Source organism: Leptospira kirschneri serovar Cynopteri str. 3522 CT (genome assembly GCF_000243695.2).
Lineage (GTDB): Bacteria > Spirochaetota > Leptospiria > Leptospirales > Leptospiraceae > Leptospira > Leptospira kirschneri.
In genome coordinates this window covers 347206-359828 of record NZ_AHMN02000011.1, presented here as the reverse complement: position 1 = coordinate 359828, position 12623 = coordinate 347206, and the positions used below count along the sequence as shown (strand labels likewise).

Genomic DNA, 12623 nt, shown 5'->3' with positions numbered 1-12623 from the left:
TCATAGAAACGTCAAAATCTTGTTTAAAGTTGAAGTGTAATTTCCGATTCTTGTAAGTATTCCACTTCAGAAGTATTGGAACTCTTTATCATTAGTACTTTTGAATTTACTTTATCAGAAGAAATCGAATGTACGATCCCGGATGGTATAAAAAGAACCTCTTCTGATTGTAACATTATAGGTTCGGCTCCAGGTAAGGTAAGTTGAAGGTTTCCACGAACTACATAATAAACACAATCGTCGTTTCTAAGAACAAGATGAATTTTCTTAGGTAATTTAGGAATATTGAATACGTTTACACCAATTTTACCATGAGCTAACTCAACCGAAAATTTTTTCGTTTCTGAGGAATACTACTCAGACGCATAAAAATAGTATCAGAAAATGAATGAGATTTTACAAAAACGCAGAAATTCTCAAAAAATTATATCTAACTTGAAATCGTTGGCTTTTTTGTGTGAGATCCCACATTCTAAGTTTTGAAACAGGTTCAGAGTAATATTGTCCAAGTAGTAACCAAACAAAAAAGAACGACGTAAAGTCCGTTCCAAAATTTCTAAAAATGTAGGAACTACTTGCTATCCTAACAGTAAAAAGATACACCAGAAAGACGTAATCTGCGGGAACTACCCGTTTTGATCCTACTCAAAATTATAAAAAATAACATGAGAAAATTTTTCGTAAAATCGTGATTTGTGGTAGTTCCCACATTTTAGGAATCGATACGGGGAACACGCTCTTTCAAACTAAAGCCGCCTCGCTTCTACGGACACTCGACAGATCGCGTTTTAAATTGAAACTAAAGATAATTGTTATATAATGTTTCCTGTATGCAATTTATTGACCAGAGCTAAAGAGCCCACTTATGGCAAACCAGATTCGCTCAGATTTTCTTACATAGAATTCACATTAAAATAAATAGCAATGAACACCAGAGACCCAACAAAGTTGTAAAATAAGATCAAACCTAAAAAATCTTACAACGACGATTAGGAATCTCGTTTTTATTCTAGTATGTGTTTAATGTGAGCAGGGCGTTAGAAAATGAGAACGAATTTTCTAAAAGTGGTAGTTCCCACAGTTTAGTATTTACGGTAATTTCAAGGTTTGTAAGAGTTTCCACATCTATTTTTTCGCGGTAAAACAAAATTTTAGAGAACAGATTCCTTACGTTCCTGCTCACGTTATTTAGCGTTTGAGATTGATATAACGTAAGTTCAACGTAATTTTTACGAATAACTCTGAAAAATTTACGCCGACATAAGTTAAACTAAATTCAAAAAATAGAATATAGTGGATAAAAACCTAAATCGAATTGTATCTTTAAATTTTAAAAGGAAGTAGATGTGAACCGAATCGATATTGTAAAATTCGATTGGAGCTTGTCGGGATCGAACCGACGACCTTCTGAATGCAAATCAGATGCTCTCCCAGCTGAGCTAAAGCCCCTTGTCAATACCGGCTGGGCCTGATGTGATTTGAACACATGACCCCACGCTTATCAAGCGTGTGCTCTAACCAGCTGAGCTACAGGCCCGGTAAGAGACATGTTTTTGGTTGAATTCTCAAATGCAACAGTTTTTTAGTAAAAAACTGTTGGAGACTTAAAAACCATTCCTACGATAAACTCGAATTTGATGATCCAAAAAATCTGAGATCACTAAGTAACGGTTGTCGGGTGAAACGTCAAGACCAGTAGGTTGATTACCAGCTTCCCAAAATTCCTTAACCGTGTCTGTAGTCGTGTCAATGACGTAAACTCTTCCAAGTATCAAACCTTTTTTGAGATAACCTTCGGTTGGATGATTAGGACCTCTACAAGAAACATAAAGATACTTTCCGTCAGGAGAAAGAGCAATCGTATTCGGTTTATCGAATACAGGAATCGACTTTTGGACTTTTTTTTCTTTTAAATCATAAACTTCGATCTTGCTACAACACATATCAGAAACATAAATCTTATTTTCAGTATTGCCCGAAACGATATGGCGTTTGTTTCCAGGAGGACCGATTGTATCGATGAGTTTTTCCTTATCCATGGAATAGATTCCGAGTCTACCACCTCCAGATTCCTGATTGCTTGCGGAGAATTGGGCAATGTATAATTCTTTACCGTCTTTCGAAAGAAGAAGCCCGCGAGGTAAACCGATCTTATCCGTTTTACGAGTTTCTGTTTTTGTTTTTCTATCGATAACAGAAATATCTTCACTGATCCAATTGGAACAATAGACCAAATCTCGGATCGGATCATAAAGAAGAATTTTAGACCACTTACCGGTTAGATCGACTGTCGCTTTATACTCTAAAGTTTTTAAATCGAACACGTGAACCGCATTCGCCTGCATCTGACTGACCCAGAGTTCGTTGTGCTCCGGAATCGAAATCGTTTCCACAAAACCCAATTTTTTTTTGTATTTTTCGGGAGGAGAAAGTCTGACGGTTTGACCGGAATTTATATCCAAAACGTCCATACCTTCATCTTCTAAAAGAGGAATCGCAAGTCTAGTATTGTCAATAAATCGAACGCTTTTGGGTTGAGATCCCGTTTTAAATCTTGAGATAAAACGATGCGTTATGCCCTCTTTATCCAGAGCTATCAGTTTTTCATTTAACTCTTCCGGCTTTCTAATACGGTAAGACGAATTCTGAAAACCTGGAGAAGAAAGTTTTAATTCTATTTCCTTCCCGTCCTTATAAATGGGAATTGCCATTTCGACCAAAGCGATATTTTTATCCGTTTCTAAAACCTTAAAAGGAAGAATCTCCTCTTCCAAACGTATTACGGTTCCTTTGTAAGGATGGATACTAAACTTAACAATTTCGGTTCCGTTTTTTTCTCGATTGATTGGAGAAGAAAGTAAAGAAAAGTCTCCACTTTTACAGCAGACTAAAAACAGAAATATAGGAATTAACAGAGTTACGTCCGATTTGATTTTGATAAGTTTTAGAAATTTTTTTTTTAGATTCGGGTTCAAGAAATACTCCTTAGGTGTTCTTTTTAGCCTGTGTTTGATTTCCCAAAATCAAGTTGGTCCAGTAAAAAGGACGTATTAGAAAATGATAAATTGCGAATGTGATTCCAAAAACCGATAAAAGATGTAAAATAAATTTTTCAGCGAGTCCCAAAGAAGAATGAACCACAAAGTAACCGGCTAAAAGAGAAACGGGATGGTGTAAAAGATAGATCGGAAGACTTGCGGTCCTCATGTATTCAGTCCGATCGTTTTTAAAGTCGAAAAATTTCTGAAATATACCGATCAAAAGACGGATCATCAACCAGCCGGAGGCGCATTTAGAAAAAATGTGTAAAATCCTTCTCCAATTTCCAGTATAACCAAAGTAAGACCAAAACGGATCGATCCTACTGATCTCGTAAAATCCCCAGAACGAAAGTAAAGCAAGAGGAGTCCAGATCCAAAAACGATCCAATTGAGGTTCCAAAAGAAAAGTTTCCTTAGAAATCAAAAAACTTCCACAGAGAAAAAAAGTGAAATTATAGACAAAGTTTACCGGTTCAATCGCAAACCAGGATTCATCTTTCAAAAAATAGAAATTGATCATACAAGTACCTACAAAACTAATAAAAGTAAAAACGATGATCGTCTTAAATTCTTGTATAAAACTTTTTTGATCTGACTCCTTATTCAAAAGAAACGCCAAAGGTAGTGTGATCCTTCGGGTCAAAATATGAAGAATCGTAAATAAGATCAGAAAATAAAGAAACCAGAGATGAGAAGGTCTAACATTATAATTTAAGAATATTCTAAAGTAAAAATCAAAGTAAGAAATTTTCGTTCCGGCTTGTAAAAGAGACACGTAGGATTGCATAGGTGCAAAAAGTAAAATCCCGACAAGTGTCGGTATAAAAATCCTAAAAATTCTCATCTTTAAAAACTCTTTCAGAGTTTTTGTTCTAAAAATCGCCTCCGTAAAATATCCCGAAAGAAAGAAAAAAAGAGGCATCCTAAAAACGTGAACCCATTCACCAAAGACGTCGAAAATCTCTGATCTTTGTTCGTTTCTAAGAGGATATTTGATTTCGGCGGCGTAAACGATCGCCACATGAAACACTAGACCGGTTAAAAGAGCAAAGGAACGAAGATTGTCTAGATAAAAAAGTCTTTTTCGAGTTTTAGATAAGATCGACTTAAGATTCAAACATCCACCGTATATTTAAAAAGAGAATCCCGAAGGATTAAGGTCGCAGGGTCTTCTTTTTTTTGTTCCACCATTTTATCTTTTACTAATAGATTGATTGCGCTTACCAGGTCCTTGTGTTCCAACCCAACCCTAAGAATCGCCCATCGAATAAAATGATTCAAAGGAATTTTACAAATACTACCATCTTGTGTTCCGTATGTTTGGGAAAAATTAATTAAAGCCGAAGTTACTAAATTCTTTTTATCCGCTTTTAAAAGAGTAGCGATCGTTTTGTTGGTCTCCCTCAATCTGGAAGTAAGAATTTTAACAATTTTCATGGAAAAGCCGGGATTGGTTCGTATCAAATTGAAAAATGCACTTTCATTGATTGCGATGAGTGAAACGTCAGTTTTTGCAACCGCTCTTGCGCTTCGAGGAGTTCTATCGATCAGTGCCATTTCGCCGAACATATCCCCCTCTTTTAATTCTACGAGGAGTTTATAGGCTTCTTTTACTTTTTTATGAATTCCGACTTTTCCGTTGACGATCAGATACATTTCTTCCGCTTCCTGATTCTCCTCAAAGATAATATCGGATTCTTTGAATTCGACCCCTAATTTCTCAATCATGGATTCGGTTACTTTCATAATTCTCAATAGACCTTAATTATAATATCACAATCAATTCGTTTTTTGGGAACTGAACCAGCATCGAAAGTTTTAGAACTTAGATCAACTAAAATCCTAAGAGTAGAATCCTTAAGGCCAATTATAAAAAGCCTGCATTAAAATAAAAATTGCAAATCAGGATCAAGAGGTAGAATTCTACAATAAACTTGAACTTTTATAAAATGAATTTTGAATTCAGTGATAAGCACAAAACAACGATTTTACGTAAAAATTTGATTTCCAAATTCCTTTTTTTGGATTTTATAATGGCTTATTATATTTTAAAACGAAATAGAAATTTACAGTCGATTTAACGTGAGCAGGGCATAAGAAAGAATTTTCTAAAAGTATGAGTTCCTACAATTTTAGAATTTGTTCGTAAAGTCGTAACCTGCGGTAGTTCCCACATCTGTAAAATTCAGATCCCAATTTTTTTTAGAAAAGTGAATTATGAATTTCTTACGTTGAATTCACATTAATTCATTCAATCTCTATTTGATCAGTAATTTAGAATCTGCCTCAAAATCTCGGATGTAGGAACTCTCATAAGCGTTTAAGAACAATGAAAAATGTTCGAATGTTCATATGACGTGATTTGTGGGAACTACCACATTTTACAATTGAACTAAGAGCCGGTCTCAAAACTGGTTGTACTTTTGAATCGTAATTATTTACTTGTGAAATGGACAAATATTATTCAGAGATACCGGATGGACTTTGGAAACAAATAGCCCCATTGATCCCGAAAGAAAAGGTAAATCCGAAAGGAGGTCGCAATCGAGTACCAACACGATTAGTAATGGCAGGTATCATCTATCGAATGAAAACAGGCTGTCAGTGGCGTGCCATTCCGAATGAGTTTGGATCTGGCCAAACTTGTCACAGAAGATTTCAAGAATGGGAACGAGCAGGAGTATTCAAAAAGATTTATAAATCTATTTTAAAATATTATGATGTAAAGAATCAGATAGCATGGGACTGGGCTTCGATGGATTCAGCAATGGTTAAAGCTCCCAAAGGGGGAGCTTAACTGGGAAAAACCCTACAGACCGTGCCAAATTAGGGTTAAACGGCATATTCTTACAGATGGAAATGGAATTCCTTTGGCAATTACGTTGACTGGAGCTAACGTTCATGACAAACACGGTGTAAAGGATACGTTGAATTCAATCCTAATATTTTCCGGAAAAAGAAGAAAGAAGCCAAAACATCTTTGTTTAGATAAAGGTTATGATTTCAAAGATATAGAAGTTTTAATCAAAAGAAGAAACATTCAATCTCATATTCGGAAAAAAGGTGAGAAGCCTCTCATTGGTAAATATAAAGGAAAACCTAGACGAGGGGTCGTTGAAAGAACTAACAGTTGGCACAATCGATTCAGGGCTATCCTAATTCGTTGGGAAAGAAAATCTGAAAATTATCTTGCATCTCTTTATCTCGCAAGCTCTATCATTGCTTTTAACTTTTTTGATAGGTAGTTTTGAGACCGGCTCTAAAGCTGAACACACATTTTTCAAGTGTTCCGACAAGAATGAGGTTTTTACTTGCAAAAAGTATGTTTTTCTGATAGGGAAAAGTCCCCCAAGACTTTCCTCTTCCCAAAATTAGGGAAAACTCATGTAACGCTCTCTATGAATCACTTGCAGGTGTAAATTTTACAGAGGATTTATCGTAATTCCGACAGATTTATATTGAGATCCAAATACTTGTGGGGTTGGTTATAGTAGAGAACATTCTACTGAGTTCTTCTACGCTTCAATCGCTTTCGCATCGAATTAGACCAGACTCACATTTTTAAATCCAACTACCTCCTTAGAAGTCATCGTATTTTTTGGGATCATAAAACTGGATAAAACAAAACTTGACAATTTTTTTTTAAAGATCCGTTCCATTAAAATGAGTAACTGACGCTTATACAATTGAGTATCTTGAATTTTAATCGCAAAACTATTTGGTTGAGTGAAAAATGTTAACCTCTGTTATATAGCTTCAAGTAGCACGTTTAAATCATAACTCAGAGAAAAAAATTGGTGCCAAATAGGTAAGAATATTCGAAAATTCGAAATCGTTTTAATAGAACCAAAAAATCGATTCGAAACATTTTTATCAAAAAAAACGTCTAAATAAACTTATATGATAGGATTTTTGTCTGGAGGTTCATTTACAATCGATTGAAAGAATTATATCGATTCCAAATAACACGGGGCGATGAATCTCGAAAGGCAAAATTACTTTTACATTTCAATTTGTCGGATCACTTTCATAATCGCAAATTAGAATTCACGTATTATAGAATCTTAATGTAGATCCTAAGAAAACAGGAAATCAGGAAAAAGGAGAAAAAAATGGCAAACATAATCAAAAAAGATCGGGTGAAAATACGTTTCCTCTGTGATCAAGTAGGAGAACTAAAATCGAAAGGACTCAATGTAAGAACGGTATTCGATCAGTGCTGGAACCGAATTCCGGAAACAATGATACAAAAACTCAACGCCGAAGAACTACTCATTTATATACAACGACATATTCTTCCAACAGAAATAACTCTGATGAATACAAATAAAAATGTGGAAGATTACAAAAGTAAAACCGCATAAAAAATAGAGAATCTATCTTAAAAATATCTTAGAATTCGACATTTTAAGCAATGATAAAGTATTTTTGAGTGGCTGATGCTTTAGAGAGAAGTCTTTTTATTACTGATCTCTATAAAATTGAGTACTAAATGTCTATCATAAAGTACCTTTTCACGTAAGCTCGATAGAATTCAATGCGAAAGCGATTATTATGCTACGATTCATAAAAAGCAACACCTGAGTTTGGAAATTCCGAAAGAATTGAAACTCAGCAAAACGCTCTCTACGGATTGGCATTCAAGAGCTGTTGCATTGAGTTCTTTTATCTGCACAAATTTTCTTTCTACTGAACTACAGGGTTAAAGCGCAAATTATTAAATAGAAATAGATACTTATTATGTATTTCTGAGTAAAACACAACGCGTTCTATAAAACGTGTTGCACTGATCTTTCAAATAGTCTTTCGACAGACAAAAAAAATCCCGAATCGAAAACGATTCGGGATTTCTTAATACATTCGATTTTCCGAATATATTTTCTAATTTTCTTGGTTTTGTAAAGAAAATCTACTAATATCCAGAACCGTATAGCGAGTTTCCGCTCCGGTAAGATTTAAAACGGCGGAATCCCCCGTTTTTTTACCAAGCAAAGACTTAGCCAGTGGAGACTGATAACTTATGATATGTCTTTCTGTATCAGCGTCCCAAGCGCCTAAAATGGAATAAGCCACGACTTCCCCTGTGGATTCGTTTTTGAGTTTTGCGGTAACTCCTATGTTGATCTTATCCGTCTTGACGTTGGTAAGATCCAAAATAATCGCACTTTTGATTTCCGCTTCCAATCTTTTGATAGCCGCTTGCAATTGAACTTGTTTTTCCATAGCGGCTTTATATTCAGCGTTTTCCCGCAAGTCCCCTCTTTCCTGAGCTTCTCCAATATCTTTGGAATTTTCCGGCATCTCTACATTCAAGAGGTGTTCAAATTCCTCCTTCTTACGATTAAGTGCACGTCTCGTAACTAAAATCGCACCTTCAGGAATCCGAGTAAGAATGTCGTCGTCCTCTTCATCCTCGTCTTCATCTTCTTCCCAAGCGACATCAGGTTTCAACTCGACAATCAAAGAATACAGACGTTCTTTTTCAAGATCTGTAAAATATGGAACTTCTTTATAAAGGGCGTATAACTTACGGATATATTCAGAATTTCCGGAATGGATCGCCTCGCGTAAAATCTCATCGTCGTTACCGTGTAGGATTTCCTTACAAGCATTCTTGAGTTTAGTTCCCTTATCCTCTATTTTAGCAAGAGGTTTAAACATACGGAAAACCTTGAGGATCAACTCAAGACGTTCTTCTTGTTTAGAAGATAAAAGCCATTCTCCTTCCCAAACTTTGGTAAGAATAGACTTAGCGACCCAAATAAAAACTTCAGGAGTTTCTTTTGCTCTCACACCTGCGGATTTAATAAATGAATTGAGGAGATCAAACTTACCCTCTTCTTCCAAGATGGAGAATACGTATTTATTCACCTTGATCGGAACTTCAAAAAGAATTCCGGTCAAAACCTCTTCCGGATTGTGAGCGTGCTTACGAACTAAGTTTACGTAACCCTTTTTGATTTCCGCATTTCCGATTTTAGTGGAAACCTCGATTAAAGAACTAACCGATAAAGACTTGATCAACTCTGCAATTTTAGATTCGTTCAGATGTCTTGGAATTTCCTCGTCTCCGAGTTCTTCCGACGCAGTTTGCAAATATAAAAACGCTACGATCTTACGAACCGGATCAGCCGCTTCCTCTTCTTCATAATAAAAGTGATTGAAAGTTTCAATGGCTCCTTCGGCATCTTCTCGGTTATCCAAAGCTTCCATTGCAATATCTAGTTTTTTATTTGCATCTGTCTGGTGAGCAAACTTCTCCGACAATTCTTCCGACAAAGAAATCGCTTTTTCACGATATACTAATTCATCTTTTTTCTTTGGATCAAATCCGATATTAGGTTCTTTTTTAATGATATTCTTAGCTTTGTTCCACCATTTAGACCATTCTGCAACCGGAAGAAATTTTCCGGAAACCTCCGATTTAATATCCGCGGTTAACATTCTATTGTTAAAAGAAGTCAAAAGTTCCTTAAAAAAATCGGGAATATTATTTTTAAATAATTCCGTAATCTCGTCTTTATTTTCGTAGTATTTTACCCAGATGTGATCTCTTTTCAGAGGTTTTAAACTGGTAATCGCCATCTGAATTGAAAGTTTATGATCCTTTTTATCTTTAAAATCTACAAAAATAGAATCTCCGTTAGGCGAAATTGAAGTTATTTTCCCCACGCCCCAGTTTCTATGGAGAACGTAGTTGTTGGTATCGAATACGATGTTCCTTTCGAAGTTTGCGATACATACCTTGATCGGCTTTCTATTGTTACCGATCTCAGACATCTTGAGAAAATCTTCCAAAAGGGAATGATTTACATACTTTGCTTTATAAGCTCTGATAAGTTCGTTTCTGGCTTTGTTGGAAGAAGCTTCGTGTTCTAAAATCTTTTTTAAAAGATAAATCACCTTGTCCCAGTCTTCCAACTGTTTATAAGGTTCCACGATCGGATAAAGATAACCTACGAGTCTGGTTCTTTCGCGATGACCTAACATGATTCTTTCAATTCTTTCGAAAAATTGAAGGTCCTCGTGATTATTATTTACGATGATCGACCAAATCTCTTCTAACTGAACGTAGTCTTTTGTCTTAGCAAATGTTTCGATCGCTTGTTTGAGATACGTAATCGCTTTCTCTTTATTTTCTTCTAAAATAGAGAGGGCATATTTTTTTAAAATTTCAGGGTTTTTACGATCGTGTTTTGCAAGTTTTTCTAATACGACTTTAAGCTCTTTATTCTTTTTTAATTTTTCAAGAGCCTCCGCTTTGTATTTAAGCGCGAGTCTTTGATCTCCATATTTCAGGATTTGATCCGTAATATGTTCTATGATCGCCCACTTACCGGCTACTTTAAAAGATTCTAATAGATTTTTTAATAGACCGGAGTCGCTAATCTCCCCTCTTTCCAAAGAAAGAATCCCAAGTAAATATCTTGCGGATATACTATCTTCGTGTTCAGAAAGATATTCTTCGATTTTTCGTTTTGCTTCGTCTATTTTTCCGGCTGACTTATAAAATTCGATGAGATCGTCAAAAATCTTGAACTTGGATGCAGGAATGGAATTCGCATCGGTGCGAACATAAATTTCTTCGTTGAAAAGAGATGTCAGCTTATCCAGATCGTTAGCCGGTCTGGATTCCGTAGTTGCTGATATTTCGTTAGACATAGGATACTCCACCGATTGAGTCTCGGCTTGATGATGAAAATTGGGACGTTTGGGGTAAAATTCCTCTCTGACAGCCCTGTATTTATCAATTATAGGCGAGTTGGCTTATCCGTAAACCAGAATTTAGAGAGAAGGAGAAAGCCTCAGAAAAGGAAAAACGGGATTTAAAAATATCCCGTTTTTCTTACAAAAACTTTTTATTTGCCTGCAGTGCCACCACTACCACATTCTTTTTCGACTTTGGTCTTGAGCATCTTATCCAATTTATGTTTGCTTCTGCAATCTTCATCATCGAAATCGATAGAAGCTCCGTCGAAGTGAACTTCAAACACATCGGACAATACTCTCAACTCGTCAAAGAAAAGATATACAGTTTCTCCGCTCGTATCCGGACGAGAACGAACTTTAAATTGTTTGAAAACGATCGTCTTCACTTGTGGATAAGAATTTACATCCTGAGGAACTCCTTGAGGAATATAAACGGTCAATGGTCTCCATCCGATAAAATCGAGAGATCCAAATTGAAGAATGTGTGTGTCCCCTTTCCAATCTTCAATCCAACCTTCTAAATTGTATTCGTTTCCTCTTCCACAAACCCAAACGGACATCGCCTTACTGACACCCGGAAATTCCACTCCGTAGATTTTAGAAACTTTTTTCTGATTATTTGCATCTAGAAATGCTTTAGTACGAAGTATTTCGTATTCGGGTATTCGAGGTGGACGAATCGTTACAGAATTCTCACCTGGATAAGTGAATTGAAATTTAACTCCTAGAACTTTTGCGGTTCCTGCGTCTACATTCTTTATATCCCCAGGTTTACCGGAAATCAGTTTTACTTCTCTTAGAGCTTGAGCGTTTTGCGCAGTCGCTTGATACGCTTGCTGTTGTCCGCCTTGTGGTGGTTGTGTATCTTTATCGGTAGTAACTTCCCAACCATAAGGAGCCGAAGGCGCCGGATTATCCCAAGATTCCACCGTAATAGATCTAAGCTCCAAACCACTTACGTCGATTCCTGTAGCGGTATCGATTCCACGTTTGCCTTTGATGATGTTTTGTCCATTCACGATTCCTAATAGAATGGCTCCTCCTAAAATCGTAGTTAGAGCCGCAGTGATTTTGAACGAGTTCATGAATCTTCTCATGTTTACTTTCCTTTCCCCGAAGATTACCAATTATCTTTAATTTCCGATCCAGGATACTTCGCATCCGATTTATCGGCACGAACTTCCAAATCGTCCACATAAAAGTAGAATTGTCCTCCCACTTCGTGAACGTCGCTGACTACAAATAGAGATACAAAATGAAGATTCTTATCTAAAAGAGCGAATCTTGTACTTTGAGGCACAAAACCCGGAATTGTAGCGGTTAGTTTTCTCCAACCGAAGTAGTCCAATCTTCCTAATCGTATATTGTGGGTGTTTCCTCTGTAGTCTCTTAGTTTAGCGAAAAGAGTATGACGAAACTTTCTTCCCAAAGCCCAGATGGATAATTGACGAGCTTTCCCTTTTACTACGTATTCATGAGGAGGAAATACTTCCACTCTATCAAATCCTCTGACAGTATAATTTGTTTTTACTCCAAGGATATGATTCTTTTCGATCTGATCTCCTCCGTTATCCGGAACCGTGTTTTCGTCGAACACGTCTCTTATCAGTCCTCTTTGAACCATTTTGAGAACCTTTGTTTCTCCGAGAGGAGTTGTTGATTTTGCTCTCCAGTCTTCGGCCTCTTCGAAATTCTCTAATATGAGTTTTTCAAGAGGATCCGGGTTTGCCCCTGTTTGCTGATTCCCACCAGCCTGATTGTTTCCGGTCTGCTGGCTATAGACACCTGGTACTGCAAGAATGCAGAGCAGTCCGGCAAGTAAGATGATCTTCTTCCTCATGAGAATTTCTCCTGGTTACAAAATACAAAATA

7 protein-coding genes, 2 tRNA genes and 2 pseudogenes are annotated in these 12623 nt (G+C 36.4%); 2 read left to right on the top strand and 9 right to left on the bottom strand.

Annotated elements, in window-relative coordinates; all coding sequences use genetic code 11:
- Positions 1-23: 23 nt before the first annotated feature.
- The 6 genes and pseudogenes from LEP1GSC049_RS0206645 to LEP1GSC049_RS212150 form a co-directional block, all read right to left on the bottom strand.
- Positions 24-350 (bottom strand): annotated as a pseudogene (locus LEP1GSC049_RS0206645) (cupin domain-containing protein); the annotation flags it as partial.
- Positions 351-1376: 1026 nt separating this feature from the next.
- Positions 1377-1449: transfer RNA gene (locus LEP1GSC049_RS212130), tRNA-Ala, on the bottom strand.
- A gap of 14 nt (positions 1450-1463) precedes the next feature.
- A tRNA-Ile gene (locus LEP1GSC049_RS212135) sits at positions 1464-1537 on the bottom strand.
- Between the two features lie 67 nt (positions 1538-1604).
- A complete protein-coding gene (locus LEP1GSC049_RS212140) occupies positions 1605-2975 on the bottom strand; it encodes a YncE family protein (RefSeq protein WP_004757010.1) in 1371 nt (456 codons plus the stop codon).
- Positions 2976-2985: 10 nt separating this feature from the next.
- Entirely contained in the window at positions 2986-4158 is a 1173-nt protein-coding gene (locus LEP1GSC049_RS212145; RefSeq protein ID WP_004753410.1) for an acyltransferase family protein, read from the bottom strand.
- The gene (locus LEP1GSC049_RS212150; protein ID WP_004753234.1) at positions 4155-4787 is read right to left on the bottom strand and encodes a Crp/Fnr family transcriptional regulator; all 633 of its coding nucleotides are present in this window, start codon (positions 4785-4787) and stop codon (positions 4155-4157) included. Before LEP1GSC049_RS212150 ends, LEP1GSC049_RS212145 begins: the two co-directional genes overlap by 4 nt.
- Positions 4788-5490: 703 nt before the next feature.
- Here LEP1GSC049_RS212150 and LEP1GSC049_RS2000000227580 point away from each other — a divergent pair.
- A pseudogene (locus LEP1GSC049_RS2000000227580) lies at positions 5491-6286 on the top strand (IS5 family transposase).
- 867 nt (positions 6287-7153) lie between these two features.
- Complete coding sequence (locus LEP1GSC049_RS212160) at positions 7154-7405, top strand: hypothetical protein (protein ID WP_004752868.1); 252 nt, start codon at positions 7154-7156, stop codon at positions 7403-7405.
- Positions 7406-7922: 517 nt separating this feature from the next.
- On the opposite strand, the gene greA is transcribed toward LEP1GSC049_RS212160, so the two are convergent.
- From greA to flaA2, 3 genes are all read right to left on the bottom strand, one after another.
- A complete protein-coding gene (gene greA / locus LEP1GSC049_RS212165) occupies positions 7923-10703 on the bottom strand; it encodes a transcription elongation factor GreA (RefSeq protein ID WP_004757086.1) in 2781 nt (926 codons plus the stop codon).
- 197 nt (positions 10704-10900) lie between these two features.
- Positions 10901-11848, bottom strand: a complete 948-nt coding sequence (flaA1, locus tag LEP1GSC049_RS212170; RefSeq protein ID WP_004753217.1) for a flagellar filament outer layer protein FlaA1 — start codon at positions 11846-11848, stop codon at positions 10901-10903.
- 23 nt (positions 11849-11871) lie between these two features.
- Positions 11872-12591 (bottom strand): flagellar filament outer layer protein FlaA2, encoded by a 720-nt coding sequence (gene flaA2 / locus LEP1GSC049_RS212175; protein ID WP_001227585.1) that lies wholly within the window; start codon positions 12589-12591, stop codon positions 11872-11874.
- Positions 12592-12623 lie beyond the last annotated feature (32 nt).